The 23,720-nt window shown below is 69.6% G+C and carries 23 protein-coding genes; 16 read left to right on the plus strand and 7 right to left on the minus strand.

Annotated features, from left to right (window positions below):
* Positions 1-58 precede the first annotated feature (58 nt).
* From gatC to SS2_RS04615, 4 genes are read left to right on the plus strand one after another with little or no spacing between them, the layout of a single operon-like run.
* Positions 59-358: an Asp-tRNA(Asn)/Glu-tRNA(Gln) amidotransferase subunit GatC gene (gene gatC / locus SS2_RS04600; RefSeq protein ID WP_066461559.1), complete on the plus strand. Its 300-nt coding sequence runs from the start codon at positions 59-61 to the stop codon at positions 356-358.
* Positions 355-1,869 (plus strand): Asp-tRNA(Asn)/Glu-tRNA(Gln) amidotransferase subunit GatA, encoded by a 1,515-nt coding sequence (gene gatA / locus SS2_RS04605; protein ID WP_066461561.1) that lies wholly within the window; start codon positions 355-357, stop codon positions 1,867-1,869. The genes gatC and gatA overlap by 4 nt, the downstream gene beginning before the upstream one ends.
* A complete protein-coding gene (gene gatB / locus SS2_RS04610; protein WP_066461562.1) occupies positions 1,866-3,374 on the plus strand; it encodes an Asp-tRNA(Asn)/Glu-tRNA(Gln) amidotransferase subunit GatB in 1,509 nt (502 codons plus the stop codon). Before gatA ends, gatB begins: the two co-directional genes overlap by 4 nt.
* A gap of 28 nt (positions 3,375-3,402) precedes the next feature.
* Positions 3,403-3,987 carry a GNAT family N-acetyltransferase gene (locus SS2_RS04615; RefSeq protein WP_066461564.1) on the plus strand — a complete coding sequence of 195 codons (585 nt, stop codon included), beginning with the start codon at positions 3,403-3,405 and terminating at the stop codon, positions 3,985-3,987.
* A 1-nt stretch (position 3,988) separates the two neighbouring features.
* Here SS2_RS04615 and SS2_RS04620 read toward each other — a convergent pair whose 3' ends face one another.
* Positions 3,989-5,395 (minus strand): cryptochrome/photolyase family protein, encoded by a 1,407-nt coding sequence (locus SS2_RS04620; RefSeq protein ID WP_066461566.1) that lies wholly within the window; start codon positions 5,393-5,395, stop codon positions 3,989-3,991.
* A 116-nt stretch (positions 5,396-5,511) separates the two neighbouring features.
* Between SS2_RS04620 and ilvD the strand changes: the two genes are divergently transcribed.
* The 7 genes from ilvD (at position 5,512) to SS2_RS04655 (ending at position 13,133) form a co-directional block, all read left to right on the plus strand.
* Entirely contained in the window at positions 5,512-7,260 is a 1,749-nt protein-coding gene (gene ilvD / locus SS2_RS04625; RefSeq protein WP_066461567.1) for a dihydroxy-acid dehydratase, read from the plus strand.
* Between the two features lie 134 nt (positions 7,261-7,394).
* A complete protein-coding gene (locus SS2_RS04630; protein WP_066461568.1) occupies positions 7,395-8,057 on the plus strand; it encodes a 4a-hydroxytetrahydrobiopterin dehydratase in 663 nt (220 codons plus the stop codon).
* A 372-nt stretch (positions 8,058-8,429) separates the two neighbouring features.
* Complete coding sequence (locus tag SS2_RS04635) at positions 8,430-10,301, plus strand: acetolactate synthase large subunit (protein WP_066461570.1); 1,872 nt, start codon at positions 8,430-8,432, stop codon at positions 10,299-10,301.
* A gap of 18 nt (positions 10,302-10,319) precedes the next feature.
* Entirely contained in the window at positions 10,320-10,844 is a 525-nt protein-coding gene (ilvN, locus tag SS2_RS04640; RefSeq protein ID WP_066461572.1) for an acetolactate synthase small subunit, read from the plus strand.
* A gap of 45 nt (positions 10,845-10,889) precedes the next feature.
* Entirely contained in the window at positions 10,890-11,918 is a 1,029-nt protein-coding gene (ilvC, locus tag SS2_RS04645; protein ID WP_066461573.1) for a ketol-acid reductoisomerase, read from the plus strand.
* Between the two features lie 84 nt (positions 11,919-12,002).
* Positions 12,003-12,452, plus strand: coding sequence for a nitroreductase family deazaflavin-dependent oxidoreductase (locus tag SS2_RS04650; protein ID WP_066461578.1), 450 nt, complete (start codon positions 12,003-12,005; stop codon positions 12,450-12,452).
* A gap of 81 nt (positions 12,453-12,533) precedes the next feature.
* Positions 12,534-13,133, plus strand: a complete 600-nt coding sequence (locus SS2_RS04655) for an ASCH domain-containing protein (protein WP_083941767.1) — start codon at positions 12,534-12,536, stop codon at positions 13,131-13,133.
* A 7-nt stretch (positions 13,134-13,140) separates the two neighbouring features.
* Here SS2_RS04655 and SS2_RS04660 read toward each other — a convergent pair whose 3' ends face one another.
* Positions 13,141-13,869 carry a TetR/AcrR family transcriptional regulator gene (locus SS2_RS04660; protein WP_066461579.1) on the minus strand — a complete coding sequence of 243 codons (729 nt, stop codon included), beginning with the start codon at positions 13,867-13,869 and terminating at the stop codon, positions 13,141-13,143.
* Positions 13,870-14,037: 168 nt separating this feature from the next.
* Complete coding sequence (locus SS2_RS04665; RefSeq protein ID WP_066461581.1) at positions 14,038-14,346, minus strand: antibiotic biosynthesis monooxygenase family protein; 309 nt, start codon at positions 14,344-14,346, stop codon at positions 14,038-14,040.
* Positions 14,347-14,477: 131 nt separating this feature from the next.
* Here SS2_RS04665 and SS2_RS04670 point away from each other — a divergent pair, with 131 nt between their 5' ends.
* The 4 genes from SS2_RS04670 (at position 14,478) to lplAB (ending at position 20,100) form a co-directional block, all read left to right on the plus strand.
* Positions 14,478-15,521, plus strand: a complete 1,044-nt coding sequence (locus SS2_RS04670; RefSeq protein WP_066461586.1) for a 3-isopropylmalate dehydrogenase — start codon at positions 14,478-14,480, stop codon at positions 15,519-15,521.
* A 115-nt stretch (positions 15,522-15,636) separates the two neighbouring features.
* Positions 15,637-16,764 (plus strand): branched-chain amino acid aminotransferase, encoded by a 1,128-nt coding sequence (locus SS2_RS04675; protein ID WP_066461588.1) that lies wholly within the window; start codon positions 15,637-15,639, stop codon positions 16,762-16,764.
* Positions 16,765-17,389: 625 nt separating this feature from the next.
* Complete coding sequence (cimA, locus tag SS2_RS04680) at positions 17,390-18,979, plus strand: citramalate synthase (RefSeq protein ID WP_066461591.1); 1,590 nt, start codon at positions 17,390-17,392, stop codon at positions 18,977-18,979.
* 71 nt (positions 18,980-19,050) lie between these two features.
* On the plus strand, positions 19,051-20,100 hold the full coding sequence (gene lplAB, locus SS2_RS04685; RefSeq protein ID WP_066461592.1) for a lipoate-protein ligase LplAB: 1,050 nt from the start codon (positions 19,051-19,053) through the stop codon (positions 20,098-20,100).
* Between the two features lie 130 nt (positions 20,101-20,230).
* Here the strand turns inward: lplAB and SS2_RS04690 are convergent, their stop codons facing one another.
* The 4 genes from SS2_RS04690 to SS2_RS04705 form a co-directional block, all read right to left on the minus strand.
* Complete coding sequence (locus SS2_RS04690; protein ID WP_066461593.1) at positions 20,231-20,746, minus strand: hypothetical protein; 516 nt, start codon at positions 20,744-20,746, stop codon at positions 20,231-20,233.
* Positions 20,733-20,927 (minus strand): helix-turn-helix transcriptional regulator, encoded by a 195-nt coding sequence (locus tag SS2_RS04695; RefSeq protein ID WP_066461598.1) that lies wholly within the window; start codon positions 20,925-20,927, stop codon positions 20,733-20,735. Before SS2_RS04695 ends, SS2_RS04690 begins: the two co-directional genes overlap by 14 nt.
* A 3-nt stretch (positions 20,928-20,930) precedes the next feature.
* The gene (locus SS2_RS04700; RefSeq protein WP_066461600.1) at positions 20,931-21,800 is read right to left on the minus strand and encodes a CPBP family intramembrane glutamic endopeptidase; all 870 of its coding nucleotides are present in this window, start codon (positions 21,798-21,800) and stop codon (positions 20,931-20,933) included.
* A gap of 118 nt (positions 21,801-21,918) precedes the next feature.
* Positions 21,919-22,845 carry a hypothetical protein gene (locus tag SS2_RS04705; protein WP_066461602.1) on the minus strand — a complete coding sequence of 309 codons (927 nt, stop codon included), beginning with the start codon at positions 22,843-22,845 and terminating at the stop codon, positions 21,919-21,921.
* A 146-nt stretch (positions 22,846-22,991) separates the two neighbouring features.
* Here SS2_RS04705 and SS2_RS04710 point away from each other — a divergent pair, with 146 nt between their 5' ends.
* Positions 22,992-23,711: an MIP/aquaporin family protein gene (locus SS2_RS04710; RefSeq protein ID WP_245643356.1), complete on the plus strand. Its 720-nt coding sequence runs from the start codon at positions 22,992-22,994 to the stop codon at positions 23,709-23,711.
* The last annotated feature ends 9 nt before the right edge of the window (positions 23,712-23,720 follow it).

Here is a 23,720-nt window from a genome sequence, read left to right on the forward strand (position 1 = left end):
GGGGCGGAGGGGGTGGGGATGAGGGTGGGGAGGGGCGGGCAGGCTCTAGACTGGGGGCATGTCCACTCTCTCCCGTGACGAAGTCGCGCGCGTTGCTGCGCTTGCGCGAATCGACCTACGCCCCGAAGAGCTCGACCGGCTTGCCGGCGAGCTCGTTGTGATCGTCGACGCCATCGCTGAGGTCAGCGCTGTGGCCACGCCGGACGTGCCGGCCACCAGCCACCCGCTGCCGCTGTCGAACGTCTTCCGGGACGACGTACCCGTCGCCCCGCTCGACATCGATGCGGTCATGGCGTCCGCACCGGCCAGTGAAGACGGACGGTTCCTCGTCCCGCAGATCCTCGGGGAGGACTCATGAGCGACCTGACCCGTCTCTCCGCAGCCCAGCTGGCTGCCCACCTGACCACCGGCGAGACCTCGAGCGTGGAGGCCACCCAGGCCCACCTTGACCGGATCGCTGACGTCGACGGTGCTGTCCATGCCTTCTTGCACGTCTCGGCGGAGCAGGCGCTGACCACCGCGCGCGACGTCGACGCCCGACGCGCCGCGGGGGAGGACCTGCACCCCCTCGCCGGTGTGCCGATCGCGATCAAGGACGTCGTCGTCACCCAGGGTGTGCCGACGACGGCCGGCTCCAAGATCCTCGAAGGGTGGATCCCGCCCTACGACGCGACGCTCATCGAGAAGATCAAGGCCGCCGGGCTGCCGATCCTCGGCAAGACCAACATGGACGAGTTCGCGATGGGCTCCTCCACCGAGCACTCCGCCTATGGCAACACGCACAACCCCTGGGACCTCGACCGGATCCCCGGTGGCTCCGGTGGTGGCTCTGCCGCCGCCGTCGCAGCCTTCGAGGCCCCGCTCGCGATCGGCACGGACACCGGTGGCTCGATCCGTCAGCCTGGTGCTGTCACCGGCACCGTCGGCGTCAAGCCGACCTATGGTGGCGTCTCCCGCTACGGCCTCATCGCCATGGCGTCCTCCCTCGACCAGGCCGGCCCGGTCACGCGCACGGTGCTCGACTCCGCGCTCCTGCACGAGCTCATCGGTGGGCACGACCCGCGCGACTCGACCTCGCTCAACGAGCCGGTCCCCAACCTCGTCGACGCCGCCCGGCAGGGCGCCCTGGGCGATCTCACCGGCGTGCGCGTCGGGGTCGTCACCGAGCTCAGCGGTGAGGGCTACCAGGAGGGCGTCTCGGCGCGCTTCGCCGAGTCCCTCGAGCTGCTCAAGTCTGCCGGCGCCGAGATCGTCGAGGTCTCCTGCCCGAACTTCAAGTACGCGCTGGCCGCGTACTACCTCATCATGCCCTCGGAGGCCTCGAGCAACCTCGCCAAGTTCGACGGCATGCGCTTCGGCCTGCGGGTCGAGCCCGAGGAGGGCCCGATCACCGCGGAGCGCGTCATGGCCGCGACCCGTGGAGCCGGCTTCGGCGACGAGGTCAAGCGTCGCATCATCCTGGGCACCTACGCCCTGTCGGCCGGGTACTACGACGCCTACTACGGCAGCGCGCAGAAGGTCCGCACGCTCATCCAGCGTGACTTCGACGCGGCCTTCGCCCAGGCGGACGTGCTCGTCTCCCCGACGGCGCCGACCACGGCGTTCAAGTTCGGCGAGAAGCTCGACGACCCGTTGGCGATGTACCTCAACGACGTCGCCACCATCCCGGCGAACCTCGCCGGGGTGCCCGGCATGTCCTTGCCCAACGGTCTCTCCGACGACGGCCTGCCCGTCGGCTTCCAGATCCTTGCCCCGGCCCGTGCCGACGCCCGTCTGTACCGGGTGGGCGCGGCGCTCGAAGCGGCCCTCGAGAACACCTGGGGCGGACCGATCCTCGCCCAGGCCCCTGAACTGGAGATTGCCCGATGAGTCACGCAGCAGAGGTCGACCTGGTCGACTACGACGACGCCGTTGCGCGCTTCGACCCGGTCATCGGCATCGAGGTGCACGTCGAGCTCGGAACCCTGACCAAGATGTTCTGCGCAGCCGAGGTGGACTTCGGTGGCGCGCCCAACACCCAGGTCACGCCGGTCTCGCTCGGCCTGCCCGGCGCCCTGCCGGTCGTCAACGGCAAGGCCGTCGAGTACGCCATCAAGATCGGGCTGGCGCTCAACTGCCAGATCGCCGAGTCGTGCCGCTTCGCGCGGAAGAACTACTTCTACCCTGACGTCCCCAAGAACTTCCAGACGTCGCAGTACGACGAGCCCATCGCCTTCGACGGCTATCTCGACGTCGAGCTCGACGACGGGGAGATCTTCCGCGTGGAGATCGAGCGCGCGCACATGGAGGAGGACGCGGGCAAGAACACCCACGTCGGTGGCAGCACGGGCCGCATCCACGGCGCCGAGTACTCCCTCGTCGACTACAACCGGGCCGGGATCCCCCTCGTGGAGGTCGTCACCCGCCCGATCGAGGGCGCCGGCGCCCGCGCCCCCGAGGTGGCCCGCGCCTACGTCCAGACCCTGCGGGACATCTTCCGCGCCCTGGACGTGTCCGAGGCACGGATGGAGCGCGGCAACGTGCGCGCCGACGTCAACCTCTCGCTGCGTGCCACGCCGGAGTCCCCGCTGGGCACCCGCACGGAGACGAAGAACGTCAACTCCTTCCGCTCCATCGAGCGCGCCGTGCGCTACGAGGTCTCCCGCCAGGCCGCCGTGCTCGACGCCGGTGGCACCGTCATCCAGGAGACGCGTCACTGGCACGAGGACACCTCGACCACGACGTCGGGCCGCGTGAAGTCCGACGCCGAGGACTACCGGTACTTCCCCGAGCCGGACCTCGTCCCCGTCGAGCCGAGCCGTGACTGGGTCGAGCAGATCCGTGCGACCCTGCCGGAGATGCCCGTGCAGCGCCGTCGGCGGTTGCAGACGGAGTGGGGCTTCACCGACCCGGAGATGCGGGACGTCGTCAACGCTGGGGCCATGGAGCTCATCGAGACGACCATCGCCGCCGGGTCGAGCCCGGCCGCCGCGCGCAAGTGGTGGATGGGCGAGCTCGCCCGTACCGCCAAGACGAGCGACGTGGAGCTGGCTGACCTGCCGGTGACCCCCGAGCAGATCGGGCAGCTGCAGCGTCTGGTCGACTCCGGTCGCATCAACGACAAGATCGCCCGCCAGGTCCTCGAAGGCGTGCTCGCCGGTGAGGGCTCGCCGGAGGAGATCGTCGTGTCCCGCGGCCTCGAGGTCGTCTCCGACGACGGCCCGCTGCTCGCAGCGATCGACGTGGTCCTGTCCGCTCAGCCTGACATCGCCGAGAAGATCCGCTCCGGGAACCTCGGGCCGATCGGCGCGGTCATCGGTGCGGTCATGAAGGCCACGCGTGGTCAGGCCGACGCCGGCCGCGTGCGCGAGCTCGTGCTCGAGCGCATCGGATGACATCCGCCGCCGGGCCGCGGGTCGAGCGATGACCCGCGGCCCCGAGCTGCACGGGGAGATGGTCCGGTTGCGGCCGATGGCAGCCACCGACGCCGACCGCGTGTGGGAGTCCCTGCAGGACCCGGAGGCCATGCGGCTGACCGGGACCACGACGGACTTCACGCGCGAGCAGATCGACGAGTGGGCAGCGACCGTCGCCGACCGTCCGGGGCGGTATGACTGGGCGATCACCTCGGCCGCCGAGCGTGACGGCCGTCTGGTCAGCGACGAGATGATCGGTGAGATCGTCCTCAATGACATCGACGACCACGCGCGGTCGGCGAACATCCGCCTGGTGCTGCTGCCCAACTACCGGGGCCGCGGCTACGGGCGCGACGCGATCTTCCAGGTGCTGCGGTGGGCGTTCGCGCAGGGCGACGGCGGGCTCGACCTGCACCGGGTGTCCCTGGACGTGCTGAGCATCAACCCCCGCGCCCAGATGCTCTACGAGTCGCTGGGTTTCCAGGTCGAGGGGCGTCTGCGCGAGGTCTACTTCGACGGCGCCCACTACTCCGACGCGATCGTCATGGGGATCCTCGAGGACGAGTTCCGGGCCCTGGTCGACCAGGGCTGACCTACCGGTCCTTGCCACGGGCGTAGTCGTCGAGGGTGACGGCACGCTCGTGGGCGTGGTCGACCATCCGCTCGGGGTAGCCCGGGGGCGGTGCGGGGAGCTTCCACGGCTCGTGCACCGCCCGACCGGGCACCTCCCGCAGCTCAGGGACCCAGCGGCGCACGTAGTCGCCGTCGGGGTCGAAGCGCAGCCCTTGCGCCACCGGGTTGAAGATCCGGAAGTACGGTGCGGCGTCGTGCCCGGTGCCGGCCACCCACTGCCAGTTGAGCTGGTTCTGGGACACGTCCGCGTCGAGCAGGTGGTCCATGAAGTGCTGCGCCCCGCGCTGCCACGGCAGGTGCAGGTCTTTCACCAGGAAGGACGCCACGACCATCCGGGTGCGGCCGTGCATCCAGCCTTCGGCGAGGAGCTGACGCATGCCGGCGTCGACCATCGGGTAGCCCGTGCGGCCCTGGGCCCACCGGGTGAACCACTCCTGCGCGAGCGGCTCGGGGGTCCAGGAGTCGTCCGGCAGCACCGGGCGCAGCGAGGACCGGGCCGCCGACGGCGCGTGGAAGAGCACGTCTGCGTGGAACTCTCGCCACGCCAGCTCCGAGCGGTAGGAGGCGGCTCCCACGCCGGGCCGTTCGGCGAGGTCCGCCAGGAGGGTCCGAGGATGGATCTCGCCCCACTTGAGCGCGGTCGAGAGCCGGGAGGTCAGGTCCAGGTCGGGGCGGTCCCGGTCGCTGTCGTAGCTGTCCACCCGCTCGAGGAACTCCTGCCAGCGGGCGAGCGCTGCCTGCTCCCCGGCGGCGTCCGCAGTCTCGGAGCCGTCGTTGCCGGCCGTGGGGTCGTCCGGCAGCGCGTCAGAGCCGAGGTCGAGCCAGCGCACCCCCTGCGGCCGGGGCGCCGGGCGCCGCCACCCGTGAGCCAGCCACGCGGACCGGAACGGGGTGAACACCTTGTAGGGGTTCCCCGCCTGGGTCACGACGCGGCCGGGGGAGACCGCGTAGGGCGAGCCGAGGGGCACGAAGCGGGCACCGGCGTCGTGCAGGGCGTGGGCGGTGCGGGCGTCTCGCCAGCGGCCGTAGGGCTCGAAGGACTCGGAGACGTGCACCTCGGCCACCTCGATCTCACGGACCAGGCGAGGCACGACGACGGTCGGGTCGCCCGTGCGCACCACGAGGGCACCGCCCATGCTCGCCGAGAGCGCGGCGAGGCTGGCGCGCAGGTGACGGCGACGCGGGGGACCGGCGGCCTCCCAGAGCGCCGGGTCGAGCACGTACAGCCCGACGACGTCTGCACCCCCGCCGGCCCTGCCGCCAGTGCCGCCAGTGCCCCCAGTGCCGCCCGAGGAGCCGGCTGCGGCAGCCAGGGCGGGGTTGTCCGCCAGGCGAAGGTCGCGGCGGAACCAGTGCAGCGCGGTCATCCGCCCACCCTAGCTTCCGCAGGGCCATCGCTGACGGGCAGAGGAAACCGCCAGGTCGCGTCCGAGGACTGACCCTCTGGCTTTGTCACGGTCGGTGCAGTCATACACTCGTTGCCATGACCGCAACGACTCAGAATGTCAACGAGAACCCCGCCGGAGACGAGTCCTCCACATCCGGCGTCGACATCAAGCCCCGTTCCCGCAAGGTCACCGATGGCATCGAGGCGACGGCCTCGCGCGGAATGCTCCGCGGCGTCGGACTCGGCGACGAGGACTTCGCCAAGCCCCAGATCGGTGTTGCCAGCTCGTGGAACGAGATCACCCCCTGCAACCTGTCGCTGGACCGGTTGGCCAAGGCCGCCAAGCAGGGTGTGCACGCCGCGGGCGGGTACCCGCTCGAGTTCGGCACCATCTCCGTCTCCGACGGCATCTCGATGGGCCACGAGGGCATGCACTTCTCCCTCGTCTCCCGGGACATCATCGCTGACTCGGTCGAGACGGTCATGGAGGCCGAGCGCCTGGACGGTTCCGTCCTGCTGGCCGGCTGCGACAAGTCGCTGCCTGGCATGCTCATGGCCGCCGCGCGCCTGGACCTGTCCTCCGTCTTCCTCTACGCCGGCACGATCATGCCCGGCTGGGTCAAGCTCGAGGACGGCACCGAGAAGGACGTCACGCTGATCGACGCCTTCGAGGCCGTCGGCGCGTGCGCCAAGGGCCTCATGAGCGAGAAGGACCGCGACTCCATCGAGCGCGCGGTCTGCCCGGGAGAGGGCGCCTGCGGGGGTATGTACACCGCCAACACCATGGCCTCCGTCGCCGAGGCGATGGGCATGTCGCTGCCGGGCTCCGCCGCACCGCCCTCGGCCGACCGCCGCCGTGACGCCTTTGCGCACAAGTCCGGCGAGGCCGTCGTCGAGCTGCTCCGCAAGGGCATCACCGCCCGTCAGATCATGACGAAGAAGGCCTTCGAGAACGCCATCGCGGTGGTCATGGCCTTCGGTGGCTCGACCAACGCCGTGCTGCACCTGCTGGCCATCGCTCACGAGGCCGAGGTCGAGCTCACCCTCGCCGACTTCACGCGCATCGCGGAGAAGGTGCCGCACCTGGGTGACCTCAAGCCCTTCGGCCGCTACGTCATGGCGGACATCGACCGCGTCGGCGGCGTGCCCGTGGTCATGAAGGCGCTGCTCGACGCCGGGCTGCTGCACGGCGACTGCCTCACTGTGACCGGCAAGACCGTCGCGGAGAACCTCGCAGACATTGCACCGCCCGACCCGGACGGCAAGATCCTGCGCGCGCTGACCAACCCGATCCACAAGACCGGTGGCATCACGATCCTGCACGGCTCCCTCGCCCCCGAGGGTGCGGTCGTGAAGTCCGCGGGCTTCGACTCCGACGTGTTCGAGGGCACTGCTCGCGTCTTCGACCGTGAGCGCGCCGCGATGGACGCGCTCGAGGACGGCACCATCGTGGCCGGCGACGTCGTCGTCATCCGCTACGAGGGCCCCAAGGGTGGTCCGGGAATGCGCGAGATGCTCGCCATCACCGGCGCGATCAAGGGCGCAGGCCTGGGCAAGGACGTGCTGCTGCTGACCGACGGCCGGTTCTCCGGCGGGACCACCGGTCTGTGCGTGGGGCACGTCGCCCCCGAGGCCGTCGACGCCGGACCGATCGCCTTCGTCAAGGACGGCGACCGGATCCGTCTGGACGTCTCCAACGCCACGCTCGAGCTGCTGGTCGACCCGGCCGAGCTCGAGACGCGCAAGGTGGGCTGGGAGCCGCTTCCGCACAAGTACACCCGCGGTGTGCTGGCCAAGTACGCCAAGCTCGTGCACTCCGCCTCCCAGGGCGCCGTGCTCTACTGAGCCGGCTCTCCTGAGAGATCAGCTCACGCAGCAGGCGGCGGGCCATCGACCCTCACGGGTCGGTGGCCCGCCGTCGTCAGGGCGCCTGTCCCGTTGCGCAGGTGCGACGGCGCAGTCGGTGCCACAGTGGACACATGGCACTGAGCACAGCTGAGATCGAGGAACGTCTGGCCGGCACGCCGTGGCACCTCTTCGTGGGGCGGCTGCACGCGCACTTCGACACGGAAGACTTTGCCGGCGCAGTCGAGCTGGTGCGCCGGATCGGCATCGCCGCCGACGCCGCCAACCACCACCCCGACGTCGACGTCCGCTACGGCTACGTCGCCGTGGTCCTGGTCAGTCATGACGAGTTCGCCGTGACTGAGCGCGACCTGTCGATGGCTGAGCAGATCACGGTGATCGCCCTCGAGCTGGGGGCCCGTCCCGCACCCGGGTCTCCGTTGTCTCTCGAGATCGCCGTCGACGCGATGGACATCCCGGCGGTCCGCCCGTTCTGGAAGGCTGCGCTGGGATATGCCGACCCCTCGGTCGTGGACCCCGACGACGACGCGTGGCTGATCGACCCGCACGGGCGGGGACCGAAGGTGTGGTTCCAGCAGATGGACGTACCCCGTACCGACCGCAACCGGATCCACTTCGACATCACCGTCTCCCGCGCCGACGCTCCGGGCCGGATCCAGGAGATCCTGGCCGCGGGTGGGCGCGTGGCCTCGGACCACGCCGCTCCACGCTTCGTGGTGCTGGCCGACCGGGAGGGCAACGAGGTGTGCATCTGCACGCCACCGGGCTGGGAGTGAGCTGCGGGGAGTGAGGGGCTGAGCGGTCTTGTCCCACCCTGTGAGACCAGATGGACGGTAAGTGACATTGCCATCGCCGAGGCGTACTGTGCTTGCTGTGCAGACAATCACTCTCGTAGTACTTCCTGAGCGCGCCGGCTGAGGCCCAGCACTTAGGTCTCGTCAGCGCGCTTACCCCTCGAAGAGCCCACCCGGCTGCGAGGGGTTTTTTCGTGTCATCACCAGTTCAGACCGGCCAGCAGCCCACAAGGCTCCGTGCCACAGTGCACATCCGGCCGAGGGGCCACGCCCCTCGACCCGCAGCATCCGACGAGCTCGACCAGCCTGACCGGTAGCACCTCCCTTATTTGTTTCAGCACAGAGGAGAACCCGATGGTCCAGGGCCCCATCCCCGCGCCGCCGCGCAGCGCGACGCCGGCCGACGCCGCGACGTCGTCCAGCGCGCCGAAGCCGGACGCCGCGAGGCGACCCACCCCCCGCGCCCATGTCGCTTCCGAGGAGATGACGGGCGCCCAGTCCATCGTCCGCTCGCTCGAAGAGGCCGGTGTCGAGGTCGTCTTCGGGATCCCGGGCGGGGCGATCCTTCCCACCTACGACCCGCTGATGGACTCGAAGAAGGTCCGCCACATCCTCGTCCGGCACGAGCAGGGCGGAGGGCACGCCGCGTCCGGCTACGCCCACGCGACCGGCCGGGTCGGCGTCACGATGGCGACCTCCGGTCCGGGTGCGACGAACCTCGTCACCCCGATCGCTGACGCGAACATGGACTCCATCCCCATGGTCGCCATCACCGGTCAGGTCGGCGCGTCCCTCATCGGGACCGACGCCTTCCAGGAGGCGGACATCGTCGGCATCACCCTGCCGGTGACCAAGCACAACTTCCTCGTCACCGACCCTGACGACATCCCGCGGACCATCGCCGAGGCCTTCCACATCGCCTCGAGCGGACGCCCCGGTCCGGTCCTCGTCGACATCGCGAAGTCGGCCATGCAGTCCCGCACGACCTTCAACTGGCCGACCGAGCTCAACCTGCCCGGATACCACCCGGTCACCAAGCCGCACAGCAAGCAGATCCGCGAGGCGGCCCGCCTGCTGGCCACCGCGCGTCGTCCGGTGCTGTACATCGGCGGTGGCGCGATCCGCTCCGGTGCCGCGGCCGAGCTCCGCAAGCTCGTCGACCTGTCCGGCGCGGCTGCGGTCACCACCCTCATGGCCCGCGGTGCGCTGCCCGACTCCCACCCCCAGAACCTCGGCATGCCGGGCATGCACGGGACGGTCCCGGCCGTGTCCGCGCTGCAGAAGGCGGACCTGGTCTTCGCCCTCGGCGCTCGCTTCGACGACCGGGTGACCGGCAAGCTGTCCAGCTTCGCCCCGCACGCCACGATCATCCACGCGGACATCGACCCGGCCGAGATCGGCAAGAACCGCGTCGCGGACGTGCCGATCGTCGGTGACCTCAAGGAGGTCATCGCCGACCTGCTCCCCGAGCTCGAGCGTGAGCAGGCCCAGCACGGCAAGCCGGACCTGGAGGCCTGGTGGCGCCAGATCGACAGCTGGCGCGAGACCTACCCCCTGGGCTTCTCCGAGCCTGACGACGGTCACCTCGCCCCCCAGCACGTCATCAGCCGGCTCGGTGAGATCTCTGGACCGGACTCGATCTACGTCGCCGGTGTCGGCCAGCACCAGATGTGGGCTGCCCAGTTCATCAAGTACGAGCGCCCCAACACCTGGCTCAACTCCGGTGGTCTGGGCACGATGGGCTACTCCATCCCCGCTGCCATGGGCGCCAAGGTCGGCCAGCCGGATCGCACGGTGTGGGCGATCGACGGCGACGGCTGCTTCCAGATGACCAACCAGGAGCTCGCGACCTGCACGATCAACGAGATCCCGATCAAGGTCGCCCTCATCAACAACTCCTCGCTGGGCATGGTCCGTCAGTGGCAGACCCTGTTCTACGAGTCCCGCTACTCCAACACCGACCTCAACACCGGGCACGGCACCATCCGCGTGCCAGACTTCGTCAAGCTCGCGGACGCCTACGGGTGCGTGGGGATCCGGGTGGAGCACGCCAACGAGGTCGACGCCGCCATCAAGCGGGCCGAGCAGATCAACGACCAGCCGGTCGTCATCGACTTCAACGTCTCACGTGACGCGATGGTCTGGCCGATGGTCGCCAGCGGCGTGAGCAACGACGACATCCAGTACGCACGCGGCATCTCGCCCGCGTGGGACCGCGAAGACTGACAGGGAAGGCAGAAGGAAATGACTCGTCACACCCTCTCAGTGCTCGTGGAGAACAAGCCCGCCGTGCTCGCACGTGTCGCCGGCCTGTTCGCCCGGAGGTCGTTCAACATCCACTCCCTCGCAGTCGGACCGACTGAGCACGAGGAGCTCTCGCGGGTCACCGTCGTCGTCGACGTCGACGGACTCCCGCTGGAACAGGTGACCAAGCAGCTGAACAAGCTGATCAACGTCATCAAGATCGTCGAGCTGGACCCGGCAGCGGCGGTACAACGAGAACTCATGCTCGTGAAGGTTCGGGCCGACCTCACCACCCGCACGCACGTGCTCGAGGTCGTCCAGCTGTTCCGCGCCCACGTGGTCGACGTCGTCCCGGACGCCGTGACCATCGAGGCGACCGGAAACCCGGAAAAGCTCGCCGCGCTCCTCGCAGCGCTCGAGCCCTTCGGGGTCCGGGAGATCGTCAAGTCCGGCACGGTCGGGATCGGGCGCGGAGCCCGGTCGATCACTGACCGGGCGCTCGAACGCACGACGCGTTCGGCCTGAGACACTTACATCAACTGATACACCCAAGAAACAAGGAGATCCACGGTGGCTGAGCTGTTCTACGACGACGATGCTGATCTGTCCATCATTGCCGGCCGCAAGGTTGCGGTCATCGGCTACGGCAGCCAGGGGCACGCGCACGCGCTGAACCTGCGCGACTCCGGCGTCGACGTCCGCGTCGGCCTGCGCGAAGGCTCTGCCTCGCGTGCCAAGGCAGAGAACGAGGGCCTGCGCGTCGTGACCGTCGCCGAGGCCGTCAAGGAGGCCGACGTCGTCGTCATCCTCGCGCCGGACCAGGTCCAGCGTCACCTCTACACCGAGGAGATCGCCCCGAACCTCAACGAGGGCGCCGCTCTGGTCTTCGGTCACGGCTTCAACATCCGCTACGGCTACATCAAGCCCGAGCCGGGCCACGACGTCGTCATGGTCGCCCCCAAGGGACCGGGTCACCTCGTGCGTCGCGAGTTCCTCGACGGCCGCGGCGTCCCCGTGATCGTCGCGGTCGAGCAGGACGCCTCCGGCGGCGCCTGGGAGCTCGCGCTCTCCTACGCCAAGGCGATCGGTGGCCTGCGCGCCGCCGGTATCAAGACGACCTTCACCGAAGAGACCGAGACCGACCTGTTCGGCGAGCAGGCTGTGCTGTGCGGTGGCGCCTCGCAGCTGGTCATGTACGGCTTCGAGGTCCTCACCGAGGCCGGCTACCAGCCTGAGGTCGCCTACTTCGAGGTGCTGCACGAGCTCAAGCTCATCGTGGACCTCATGTGGGAGGGTGGCATCGCCAAGCAGCGCTGGTCCGTCTCCGACACCGCTGAGTACGGCGACTACGTCTCCGGCCCGCGCGTCATCACCCCCGAGGTGAAGGAGAACATGAAGGCTGTCCTCGCGGACATCCAGAACGGTGCCTTCGCCGAGCGCTTCATCAACGACCAGGACAACGAAGCTCCTGAGTTCAAGGAGCTGCGCGCCAAGGGCGAGCAGCACCCGATCGAGGCCACCGGCCGCGAGCTGCGCAAGCTCTTCGCGTGGGTCAAGCCGTCTGACACCGACTACGTCGAGGGCTCCGCAGGACGCTGATCGCCCCGCTGTCCCTGAAGCACCACCGCACCCCGCACGGCCTTCCGGTCGTGCGGGGTGCGGTGTTTCTGCTGTACTGAGGAGATGCCGCTCCAGGGAGTCTACGAACCCAGCCCCGATGACCGATCGCGCACGCAGGTCGAGCTCTACGAGAGCTCCGGCGGGACGCAGGGCACCACGCTGCGCGGGATGCCCGTGGTCATCCTCACCACCGTGGGTGCGCACTCCGGCAAGCTGCGCAAGACGCCGCTCATGCGGGTCGAGCACGCGGGGGAGTACGCGGTGGTCGCCTCTCTCGGCGGCGCCCCCAAGCACCCGGTCTGGTACTACAACGTCGTCGCCCACCCTCACGTGGAGCTGCGGGACGGCACGCAGAGCTGGGACATGATGGCCCGCGAGGTCACCGGCGACGAGCGCGCCCTGTGGTGGGAGCGGGCCGTGGCGGCCTACCCGCCCTACGCCGACTATCAGCGCTCGACCGACCGGGAGATCCCGGTCTTCGTCCTCACGCGGATCGAGCCCGACGAAGCGTGACCGGCGCCCAGCGGAGGGGGCGTCGAGTCTCAGTGCGCGGCGCTGCTTCCCCGGGTGCGGGCGATGCGCGATGATCTACCCATGACCGCAGCCGAAGAGACCGACCTCGCCTCCGCCGACACCGTGGACACCGCCGTGTCTCCGTACGCGGCTGCCGAGGCGGCGCAGCAGGAGATCGAGCAGGACAGCGTGCTCGACGACGAGATCACCTCCTTCTGGGAGACCTCCCGCGGGCATGCTGGCCTGGGCAAGATCGCGGTCGTGGGCGGCCTGACGGTGGCCGCCGGGATCCCGCCCGTGGCCTGGGCCTTCGGAGACAACCCCGTCCTGGCCGACGAGCTGCTCGCGCTGGTGCTCGCCGGGACGAAGACGGCTACGTCGTCGGCGCTGGCGGACTACGACGCGGAAGACACCCCGATCCCCGTGGTGGGCGAGCTCTCCATCATCCTCGACGGGGAAGGCCACCCCGCGGCGCTGATCCGCACCACGCACGTTCAGGTCGTGGCCTTCGAGGACGTGGACGCCGACTTCGCGGCTGCCGAGGGCGAGGACGACCGGTCGCTGGAGTCCTGGCGCGCCGGGCACACGAGGTACTTCCAGCGCACGCTGGGGCTGGATGCTCTGCCGGCGGACTTCCAGGTGGTGACCGAGCGGTTCGAGCTGCTCTACCCCACGCGCTGAGCCTCGCTCAGGCGTCCGTGGCCTCGCGGGGGACGTAGGGGACGCCCAGCGCGATCGCCGCGTCCTCGAGCTCGCTCTCGAAGTACGGCGTGACGTCGTCGAACATGAACGCCAGCTGCCCGAACACCTCCATGGTGATGACCCCGTAGAGGCGGACCCAGGTCTGGGCGAAGACGAAGAGCGCGCCGGGCGGCAGGTCGGCACGATCCGTCTCTGCCACGCTTGCGAACCGTGCCATGTGGGCGCAGCTCGCCGCCGACGCCTCGGTGAGCTCGGGCACGGGGAAGGCCTGGGCGTGCCACATCTTGACGTAGAGGCCGAAGAAGACCTCGGCGAGCTTCTGGCTGCCTGTGCACGTCCCCGCGCCCGGTGCGACCTGGTCCGCGCCGTCGCGGAGCATGAGAGTGAACTCGCCCGTGTGACCGGTCGCCCAGTCCCGGAGAGTGCGGATGGCGGCGTGCATGGCGTGCCCGGGGGCGTCTGACGACTCGGTGATCGCCTGCGAGATGGCCTCGGTGACCTCGACGAAGAAGTCCTGGCACAGCGAGGCGACGAGGTCGTCGAGACTGGGGAAGTAGCGGTAGAGAGCTGGCGCCGTCATGCCCATCGCGCGGGCGATCCCGCGCAAGGTGACCTGCTGGACGCCGTCGACGGACAGCTGCTTGCGAGCGACCGCCTTGATCTCCAGCTCGATCGCCATGCGCTGCATCTCGCGCTGGCTGGTCTGGACGGACATGGACGCTCCTGGGACGAGGGCCCGACGTGACAGGCGTTGACAAGGATGAAGACGGCCGACGCTCCAGCCATCGCCGCGACTGAACGGCGTTCACGCAAGTGATAGAGCCTACGCCAGGGCGACCCTGATCGTCCCGGCCCGTAGCTGCGTCACCCGCGCGGCTGGCGGTCAGGACCCGGCGCTGAGCACGACCTCGAACGCGAGCAGGTTCGCTCCGGTGGACACCGGCGCGGGCCGCTCGCCCGAGCCGGCGTGAGCGGCGCGGGCCGGGCCCTCGGCCCAGGCCTGGTAGTGCTCCTCGGTCTCCCACCGGGTGTAGACGAAGTAGCGGGTCTCGCCGGCGACCGGGCGCAGCAGCTCGAAGCCGAGGAAGCCTGGGGAGTTCTCCACCGCCCCCATGCGCGCGGCGAACCGCTTCTCGAGCTCGGCTCCGGCGCCCTCGGGGACGTCGATGGCATTGATCTTCACGATGGTCATCGCCCCAGCGTGGCCTTGGGGGGCGCGGTTGCCAAGTCGGCATGCGCACCACCTGGCAGGCTGTCAAATACCATGCTCAACATATGAGATGAACGTCCGCACACTGGGACTGCGGGAGTAGCATCCCGGGCATGACGAGGAACATCGAACTGGCAGTAGTGGCAGGCGACGGCATCGGGATCGAGGTCGTCGAGCAGGGGCTCGCCGTGCTCGACGCCGCGCTGGAGTCCACGGACGTCAAGGTCACCACGACGCCCTTCAACCTGGGCGCCCAGCGCTGGCACGCGACCGGTGAGACGCTCACCGACGCCGACCTCGACGCGATCCGCACCCACGACGCGATCCTCCTCGGAGCGATCGGCGACCCGTCCGTGCCCTCCGGCGTCCTCGAGCGCGGGCTGCTGCTCAAGCTCCGCTTCGCCCTCGACCACTACGTCAACCTCCGTCCGGGCAAGCTCTACCAGGGCGTCAAGTCGCCGCTGGCCGAGCCCGGCGAGATCGACTTCGTCGTCGTGCGTGAAGGCACCGAGGGCCCATATGTCGGCAACGGCGGCGCGATCCGCGTGGGAACCCCGCACGAGGTCGCCAACGAGGTGTCCGTCAACACGGCCTTCGGCGTCGAGCGCGTCGTCCGTGATGCCTTCGCCCGGGCCCAGGCCCGCCCGCGCAAGCACCTCACCCTCGTGCACAAGCACAACGTGCTCGTCCACGCCGGTCACTTGTGGCGACGCACGGTCGAGGCCGTCAACGCGGACTTCCCGGACGTGACCACCGACTACCTGCACGTGGACGCCGCCACTATCTTCCTCACCACGAACCCGTCGCGCTTCGACGTCATCGTCACCGACAACCTCTTCGGTGACATCCTCACCGACCAGGCGGCCGCGATCACCGGCGGCATCGGCCTGGCCGCGTCGGCGAACATCAACCCGGACCGCACCGCACCGTCGATGTTCGAGCCGGTCCACGGTTCCGCCCCGGACATCGCCGGGCAGGGCAAGGCCGACCCGACGGCCACCGTGCTGTCGGTCGCCATGATGCTCGACCACCTGGGCCTGCCGGCCGAGGCCGCTCGCGTCGAGGCAGCCGTCGCCGCTGACCTCGTCGAGCGCGGCGGGCGAGTACGGTCGACGGCCGAGGTTGGCACCGCCCTCGCTGACCGCGTGCGCGGCTGATCACCAACCCCGACCGTCTTCACCGGTAACTCTTCCCAGACTGTTCCCCACGCCGCGACCGATCTTCGGTCGCGGCGTGGGAAAATGAATGGTCGCCAGGTGAAAGGCCTTGATCATGAGCTCCACTCTCGAAAACTCCTCCCAGACCACCGAGGACGCCACCGAGCGCTTCGCGGTCACCCTCTCTGACGCGCTGCTGCCGGCGCCTGACCGGGAGGAAGCCCTCGCTGCCCCCAAGTTCGGCACCGTCTTCACCGATCACATGGCTCGGGTGACCTGGACGTCAGAGACCGGATGGGGCAACCACCGCGTCGAGAAGTACGGCCCGCTGCTGCTCGACCCGGCCAGCGCCGTGCTGCACTACGGCCAGGAGATCTTCGAAGGGCTCAAGGCGTACCGGCACGCGGACGGGTCGATCTGGACCTTCCGTCCCGAGGCCAACGCCAAGCGCTTCCAGCAGTCGGCTCGCCGACTGGCTCTGCCTGAGCTCTCCGTCTCCGACTTCATCGGTGCGATCACCGCGCTCGTGCGGACGGACGTCGAGTGGGTCCCCTCCGGTGACGAGGCGAGCCTGTACCTTCGCCCGTTCATGTACGCCTCCGAGGCGTTCCTCGGAGTGCGCCCCACGCTCGAGGCGGAGTTCCTCGTCATCGCCTCCCCGGTGGGCCCGTACTTCTCCGGCGGGGTCAAGCCCGTCTCCATCTGGGTCGCCGAGGACTACCACCGCGCCGGCGCGGGCGGCACGGGTGCGGCCAAGTGCGGCGGCAACTACGCCGCGAGCCTGCTCCCGCAGATGTACGCCTACGAGAAGGGCTGCGACCAGGTCTGCTTCCTGGACGCCTCCACGAACACCGCGATCGAAGAGCTCGGCGGGATGAACGTCTTCTTCGTCCGGGCCGACGGCACGGTCGAGACGCCGGAGCTGAGCGGGTCGATCCTCGAAGGTGTCACCCGGTCCTCGATCCTGCAGCTCCTCGCCGACCGCGGGCACACGATCGTCGAACGCCGGATCTTGCTCACCGAGGTCCAGGAGGGCCTGCGCGACGGATCCATCACCGAGGTCTTCGCCTGCGGCACGGCCGCTGTGGTCACCCCGATCGGGCGTCTGGCTGGCGAGGGCTTCGACCTGACGATCGCCGACGGCGGCGCCGGCGAGGTCACGATGGCGGTGCGCACCGAGCTCACCGACATCCAGAACGGCCGCGCAGCCGACCGCCACAACTGGCTCACCCGCCTCGTCTGACCCCATCCCTCCACCCTCGCCCGCCCACCCCCTCGACCCCGCCCCCGTGTACCCGTCCCCCCCGCGAACTCGTGAGCGGGCCCGACTTACGCCCACCCACGAACTCGTGAGTCATCTCGCGAACTCGTGACCGAGCCCGCGAACTCGTGAGCCACCCGCCTGTGCGGTGCCCAGAACCCGTCTGGCTCACGAGTTCGGGGAAGGGTTCACGAGTTCGGGGTGGGGGCGGGCGGCGGAGCGAGGGGTGGGGAGCGGGAGGTCGGGCGGAGAGGGCTCCGGAGGGGAGCGTCGGATGGGGATGGCGCTGGCGCCCGGGGGTGTGTCATGATGTGTGACATGACACACACCGTCGCCTCTGCGCTCATTATCGTGTAGCGCGCCCGGTCAGTTCGCCGGACGCGCAAACCTCCCGTACCCGGGGGGTTTTTTTGTTGCCCGGCACACCCCAGCCGGAGCGGCAGCGCAGACGGCGAGGCTGGTCACAGTCACCCAGGACCCCGTGAGTTTCTTGTGGTGGACGCCAACGCCGTCGTCCGGCGGCGTCGAGCACAATGCTGTGGGGAGCTGTTCGGCCTGCTCAGGCCGTGTCCGTCCCGCCCAGAACTACCGAGAGAAGAGCAGTCGAGTGACCTTCCACGTCTACGACACCACCCTGCGCGACGGCGCACAGCAAGAGGGCATGAACCTCTCCGTCGCGGACAAGCTCGCGATCGCCCCGCTGCTCGACGAGCTCGGCGTCGGCTTCATCGAGGGTGGGTGGCCAGGAGCTGTCCCTAAGGACACCGACTTCTTCTCCCGCGCTGCCAAGGAGCTCACGCTCAAGAACGCTGTGCTGGCTGCCTTCGGGGCCACCCGGAAGGTGGGGCTGCGTGCGAGCGAGGACCCGCAGGTGCTCGCCCTGCTCGCCTCCGAGGCCCCGGTCATCACCCTCGTCGCGAAGTCGGACGTCCGCCACGTGGAGCGGGCGCTGCGCACCACGCCGCAGGAGAACCTCGCGATGATCACGGACACCGTGGACTTCCTCGTCGGTGAAGGCCGCCGGGTCGTCATCGACGCCGAGCACTTCTTCGACGGTTTCCGCTACGACCCCGCGTACTCCACCGCTGCGGTTCAGGCGGCCTTCGCTGCAGGCGCCGAGGTGGTGGCGCTGTGCGACACCAACGGTGGCATGCTGCCCAACTGGGTGGGTGAGATCGTCACCCAGGTGCGCGCCGCCGTCGGGCCTGAGGCGATCTTGGGGATGCACGCGCACAACGACACCGGCTGCGCCGTCGCGAACTCGCTGGCCGCGGTCGAGGCCGGCTGCGCGCACGTGCAGGGCACGGTCAACGGCTACGGCGAGCGGACCGGCAACGCCGACCTCATCACCGTCGTGGCGAACCTCGAGCTCAAGGGCGGCCGGACGCTGCTGACCGGGGGAGGGCTGGAGGAGTCGAGCCGGATCGCCCACGCGATCAGCGAGATCACCAACATCTCCCCGTACGCCCGCCAGCCGTACGTCGGTGCGAGCGCCTTCGCGCACAAGGCCGGGCTGCACGCGAGCGCCATCAAGGTCGACCCCGACCTCTACCAGCACATCGACCCCACCCGGGTGGGCAACGACATGCGCATGCTCATCTCCGACATGGCCGGACGCGCCTCGATCGAGCTCAAGGGCAAGGAGCTGGGCTTCGACCTCTCGGGCCAGGGTGAGCTGCTCACCCGGATCACCAACCGGGTCAAGGCCTCCGAGGCCAACGGCTATACCTTCGATGCCGCCGACGCCTCCTTCGAGCTGTTGCTCATCGACGAGGTGCACGGCGAACGACCGCCGTACTTCGCGGTCGAGAGCTGGCGCACCATCGTCGAGCGCACCGGTCACCGCGGGACCGAGGCGACGGCCGAGGCCACCGTCAAGCTCATCGCCGGCGGGGAGCGGGTCGTGGTGACGGGGGAGGGCAACGGTCCGGTCAACGCCCTCGATCACGCGCTGCGCAGCGCCCTGACGACGGTCTACCCCGAGATCAAGGCCTTCGAGCTGATCGACTTCAAGGTCCGCATGCTCGACCAGATGCAGGGGACCGACGCGATCACCCGGGTGCTCATCGAGACGACGGACGGGCACACGAGCTGGTCGACGGTCGGAGTGGGCCCCAACCTGCTCGAGGCCTCCTGGGAAGCGCTGACGGACTCCGCGATCTACGGCCTCATCCACGCCGGCGTCACGCCGCGCTGACACCAGACGTCGACGACGTGCGTGAGCAAGCGCACACCCGCCCCGCGCGTCGTCGCGTCTAGGCTGTAGCCGTGAGAGGCGAATATAAAGTTCCTGGCGGCAAGCTCGTGGCGATCGACCTGGAGGTCGACGGCGACCGGTTGGCAGAGGTGGCCGTCAGCGGCGACTTCTTCCTCGAGCCCGACGACGCCCTGCTCGACATCAACTCCGCGCTGAACGGCATGCCGGCGACGGCGCCGGTCGCGGTGCTCGCCGAGGCGATCACCCGGGCACTGGACCCGGGGGCCACGCTCATCGGGTTCACCCCCGAGGCAGTGGCGATCGCCGCGCGTCGGGCGCTCGGGCACGCCACCGGCTGGCACGACCACACCTTCGAGATCATCCACGACGGTCCCCAGGACCCGGCCATGCAGATGGCCCTCGACCAGGCGATCTCGGAGTCGGTCGACGCCGGCACCCGTGCGCCCACCCTGCGCATCTGGGAGTGGGGCGCCCCGGCCGTGGTCATCGGCTCCTTCCAGTCGCTGAAGAACGAGGTGGACCCCGAGGGTGCCGCCAAGCACGGCATCACCGTGGTGCGCCGGATCTCCGGCGGCGGCGCGATGTTCATCGAGCCCGGGAACACGATCACGTACTCCCTCACCGTGCCCAGCTCCCTCGTGGAGGGGCTGAGCTTCGAGAAGTCCTACGCCTTCCTCGACGACTGGGTGCTCGGCGCCCTGGCCGACCTGGGCGTGCACGCGACGTACCAGCCGCTCAACGACATCGCCTCACCGGCCGGCAAGATCGCCGGCGCCGCGCAGAAGCGCTTCGTCGGTGGCGCGGTGCTGCACCACGTGACGATGGCCTACGACATCGACGCGGACAAGATGCTCGAGGTGCTGCGCATCGGCCGCGAGAAGATGAGCGACAAGGGCACCAAGAGCGCCAACAAGCGCGTGGACCCGGTCCGGTCGCAGACGGGCATGTCCCGCGCCGACGTCATCGAGGCCTTCAAGGCCCACTTCCGCTCCCGCTACGACACCGTCGAGGGCACAGTCACCGAAGCCGAGTGGGCCCGAGCCCGCGAGCTCGCCGAGACAAAGTTCAGCACCCCCGAATGGACCGCCCGAGTCCCCTGACCCTCCCGGTCTCCCCCCACCCCACCCAGCCCCTCCGCTGAGTGCACGAAAAAAATGCGCGTGTCGCACCGGCGCGTCGCGTACAGAATCGTGCACTCAGCGGGGGAGGGGAGGGGAGGGAGGGTGGGGGTTAGGTGCGGCGGTCGGTGGTGATGAAGGTGACTACTCCAGTGGTGATGAGCAGGTAGGGGAGTGAGCCGAGCGCCACGTCCCCGTCCAGCCCGAGGTTGACCGCCGCAGGCAGCAGAGCCGCGGTGATGAAGGCGACGTAGCCGACGACCGCCATCGTGGTGAGGTAGACGCGCTTGTCCCGCTCGTCGCCGCGGCCGGAGAAGACGCGCTCGGCCGTCGCGGCGTCGACGCCCCGGCTGCTCGCGCGCCACCCGGCGAACCACATGAGTCCGAGGACGAGCCCACCGCCGCAGAGCACGCCCGCTGCGGTCGACCACTCGTCGAAGGCTGCGTACGTGCCGGCTATCGCGAGCAGCAGCCCGAGGGTCGCGAGCAGGATCGCGCGCTGGCGCTTCGGCGAGACCGTGGAACGCGACGGTGAGCCGCGCCGGGCGGGGCCGGGCTGTACATGGCCGGGCTGTACGGGGCCGGTCTGCGCGGGGCCGGGCTGCGCGGGGTTCTCAGGCATCGACATGGAAGATCTCCTCGACGGTCGTGGCGAAGTGGCGGGCGATGGCGATGGCGAGCGGGAGCGACGGGTCGTACTTGCCGGTCTCGATCGAGTTGATGGTCTGGCGCGAGACGCCCAGCAGGGCGCCGAGCGCACCCTGGGAGAGCCCCGCCTCCTCGCGCAGTGCGCGAACGTCGTTGAGCATGGTTCAGGCTCCTCGGGCAGTCTCGTGGGACGTCTGATCAGAGGCGATGCCCGACGCCGGGGCCTGGGCAGCTGGCTCCGTCGCCAGGGCGCCCGCTCCGGTCGGCAGCAGCAGTGCCCGCAGGTCGATCAAGGTGTGCAGGACCATCGGGAGGAGCAGGCTGCCGGTCCCGAGGTAGAGCACGGTCAGCGCGGCTCCGGCGAGCCCGGTGGCGACCATGCCCGCCCGGCCTTGGTACCAGTGCGCCACGCCGAACAGCACGGCTGCGAGGGCGACGATGACGGCGGTCGGGGTCTGTGACGGGAGGGCGACCGCGAGCGTGAGGACGAGCAGACCGCGGTAGGTGATCTCCTCGGTGACACCGGCGCTCAGGGACAGTGCCGACCATCCCCACCGCCCGCGCCCGGTCCGGGGCAGCATCGGCTGGACGGCGGCCAGCTGCGCCGGTCCGCCGGACGTGCCTGACGTGGGCCGGCGGCGCATGACGAGTGCCATGCCGATCACCGCGACCGCAGCCCCGGTGACCATCCCGGCGATCGTGCTGGCCCCGATGGAGCCGTCGGACAGCCCGAAGCGGTCCAGCCCGCTGGCATCGACGGCCCGGAAGCCGATCTCGGCCAGGCCGACCCCGGGCAGCGCCAGCACGAGGAGGATCCCCAGGAGGGCGGTCACGCAGCCCTGGATGATCCACGAGCGGTAGAACCGCAGCCGGGCAGGCTCGCCCTGGACGGCTTCGGCCTGCAGGAACCTCGCGTAGCTCCGCTTGCCGGAGACCGGCTCGTAGACGACAAGCGCGACGACGGCGATCACCAGCGCGGCGACGACGAGCGGCGCAGGACTGAGGTTCTGCAGCTGGGACAGGTGGCTAGGCATGAGGTCTCCCCGAGGCTCCGAGTGTCAAGCATCCTTGACGTGTGTCAAGGATGCTTGACTGGAGCAGCGCTGTCAAGAGTCCTTGACAGTCGGGTTGGCCCTCCCGTGAGAGCAGCGGCTACCGCCCGGCGAGCATCTCCTCGACAACCCCGCGCGGCTCGGTCATGACGACGAAGTCGACCCGCGTCCCCTCGAACTGGTCCTCACCGTCCTCGAACATCTTCTCGGTGAGCGGTCCCACCGCGTCCTCGTTGACGACGACCGTCAGCCACACCGGGTGGTCCGCAGCCGCCTCGGCGGGGATCTGTGCTCGGGTCTCAGGGGCAGCCAGTGCGGCGATGGTCAGCTCGACGAGGGTGCGGACGTCGACCTGGGTCTGGGCGTCCGCGCCCGAGGCGCCGAGGTAGACGATCTCCGCGCGCAGGCGCTCGTTGTCGGCATCCCAGGTGTAGGCGGCGGGCGTCAGCCCCGGCGTCACCGCGGGTTCGACGACCGAAGGCGTGACGACGGCGGGGGCCTCGTCCGTGGCCTCGTCATCGACCTCGTCAGCGGTTGAGTCGGCGCCCGGACCTGTCACCGTGGGCTGATCCGACGCCGCAGCAGCCGCACCGGCCGCCCCAGTCACCCCAGCAGCCCCGCCCTGTCCGGCCCCAGCCTTCTTCCGCTTGCCCTTGGGCGCCCTGACGGCCGGAGCGGGCTTCGCGGTCACGACCGAGAGCGGGATCGACTGCCCGAGGTGCTCGCGCAGGATCTCCAGCCCGTGCTCGGCCAGCGGTGGCAGCGGCGTCGTACCGGTGTCCACCTGGATGCGCACCCCGGCACCGGTCGCGCCGTCGGGGATGCAGTGGCCGAACAGGCCTGCCTGCACGGCGCCGACAGTGGCGATGACCCGCTCGGAGAGCTGGTCGGCGACGAGGCTCGTGTCGGGGATGGAGGCGTCGATCGGGACGTGGATGACGACGGCGTTCTCCTGCTCCGACCAGGTCTCCGTGACGCCTTCGGGGATGGACGCGGCACGCTGCTTGCGGGAGAACGGCATCTTCATGTCACTGACAATCGCGTATCCGATACGCAGGAGCAAATCCGCCGCGTTCAGGCTAGGTTGCTCTGCAGACCCCGACCGTGACCGTGACCTGCGTCAGGACCGGTCCCAATCGACGGAGAGCGAGTGCGCTGATGGACGAGTACAGCATGACAGTGAAGGTCCTCTGCGAGTTCATCGGGACCGCGATCCTCATCATCATCGGCAACGGGACGGTGGCCAACGTCCACCTCAAGGGCAGCAAGGGCTACCACGGTGGGTGGAGCCTCATCGCGATGGGCTACGGCTTCGGCGTGATGATCCCGGTGATGATGTTCGCCGGGATCTCCGGTGCTCAGATCAACCCCGCCATGACCCTCGGGCTCGCGATCAACGGCCACCAGGGCTGGGACGTCGTGCCGTGGTACATCCTCGCCCAGCTGCTCGGGGCGATGGCAGGTCAGATGGCCATCGTCGTCACGCACAAGCCGTACTACGACCGCACCGAGGACCCCGAGGACATCCTCGCGACCTTCTCTACGATCAACGCAGCCAACAGTCGCGTCAACGGCTTCGCCAACGAGTTCCTCGGCACCATGGTGCTCACCTCCTGCGCGCTGGGCATCCTCAACTCCCCGAGCTTTGCCGGGGAGTCCGGGGCCGCGGCGCTCGGCGTCGGGTTCCTCGTGTGGGCGCTCGTCGTCGGCCTCGGCGGGCCCACGGGGCCGGCGCTCAACCCTGCCCGTGACCTCGGTCCGCGCATCCTGCACGCCCTGCTGCCGCTGAAGAACAAGGGCACCTCGGACTGGGGCTACTCCTGGGTCCCGGTCGCTGCTCCGATCGCCGGAGGCATCGTCGGCGTGGCTGGCTACACCGCTCTGCTCGGCTAGCGACCAGCC

It is taken from the genome of Sanguibacter suarezii NBRC 16159 (assembly GCF_001552735.1).
Lineage (GTDB): Bacteria > Actinomycetota > Actinomycetes > Actinomycetales > Cellulomonadaceae > Sanguibacter > Sanguibacter suarezii.

Coding starts and splice junctions, on each gene's coding strand:
- gatC (WP_066461559.1), top strand. CDS start 59: ATGTCCACTCTCTCCCGTGACGAAGTCGCGCGCGTTGCTGCGCTTGCG.
- gatA (WP_066461561.1), top strand. CDS start 355: ATGAGCGACCTGACCCGTCTCTCCGCAGCCCAGCTGGCTGCCCACCTG.
- gatB (WP_066461562.1), top strand. CDS start 1,866: ATGAGTCACGCAGCAGAGGTCGACCTGGTCGACTACGACGACGCCGTT.
- SS2_RS04615 (WP_066461564.1), top strand. CDS start 3,403: ATGACCCGCGGCCCCGAGCTGCACGGGGAGATGGTCCGGTTGCGGCCG.
- SS2_RS04620 (WP_066461566.1), bottom strand. CDS start 5,395: ATGACCGCGCTGCACTGGTTCCGCCGCGACCTTCGCCTGGCGGACAAC.
- ilvD (WP_066461567.1), top strand. CDS start 5,512: ATGACCGCAACGACTCAGAATGTCAACGAGAACCCCGCCGGAGACGAG.
- SS2_RS04630 (WP_066461568.1), top strand. CDS start 7,395: ATGGCACTGAGCACAGCTGAGATCGAGGAACGTCTGGCCGGCACGCCG.
- SS2_RS04635 (WP_066461570.1), top strand. CDS start 8,430: ATGGTCCAGGGCCCCATCCCCGCGCCGCCGCGCAGCGCGACGCCGGCC.
- ilvN (WP_066461572.1), top strand. CDS start 10,320: ATGACTCGTCACACCCTCTCAGTGCTCGTGGAGAACAAGCCCGCCGTG.
- SS2_RS04650 (WP_066461578.1), top strand. CDS start 12,003: ATGCCGCTCCAGGGAGTCTACGAACCCAGCCCCGATGACCGATCGCGC.
- SS2_RS04655 (WP_083941767.1), top strand. CDS start 12,534: ATGACCGCAGCCGAAGAGACCGACCTCGCCTCCGCCGACACCGTGGAC.
- SS2_RS04660 (WP_066461579.1), bottom strand. CDS start 13,869: ATGTCCGTCCAGACCAGCCAGCGCGAGATGCAGCGCATGGCGATCGAG.
- SS2_RS04665 (WP_066461581.1), bottom strand. CDS start 14,346: ATGACCATCGTGAAGATCAATGCCATCGACGTCCCCGAGGGCGCCGGA.
- SS2_RS04670 (WP_066461586.1), top strand. CDS start 14,478: ATGACGAGGAACATCGAACTGGCAGTAGTGGCAGGCGACGGCATCGGG.
- SS2_RS04675 (WP_066461588.1), top strand. CDS start 15,637: ATGAGCTCCACTCTCGAAAACTCCTCCCAGACCACCGAGGACGCCACC.
- SS2_RS04690 (WP_066461593.1), bottom strand. CDS start 20,746: ATGTCGATGCCTGAGAACCCCGCGCAGCCCGGCCCCGCGCAGACCGGC.
- SS2_RS04695 (WP_066461598.1), bottom strand. CDS start 20,927: ATGCTCAACGACGTTCGCGCACTGCGCGAGGAGGCGGGGCTCTCCCAG.
- SS2_RS04700 (WP_066461600.1), bottom strand. CDS start 21,800: ATGCCTAGCCACCTGTCCCAGCTGCAGAACCTCAGTCCTGCGCCGCTC.
- SS2_RS04705 (WP_066461602.1), bottom strand. CDS start 22,845: ATGAAGATGCCGTTCTCCCGCAAGCAGCGTGCCGCGTCCATCCCCGAA.
- SS2_RS04710 (WP_245643356.1), top strand. CDS start 22,992: ATGACAGTGAAGGTCCTCTGCGAGTTCATCGGGACCGCGATCCTCATC.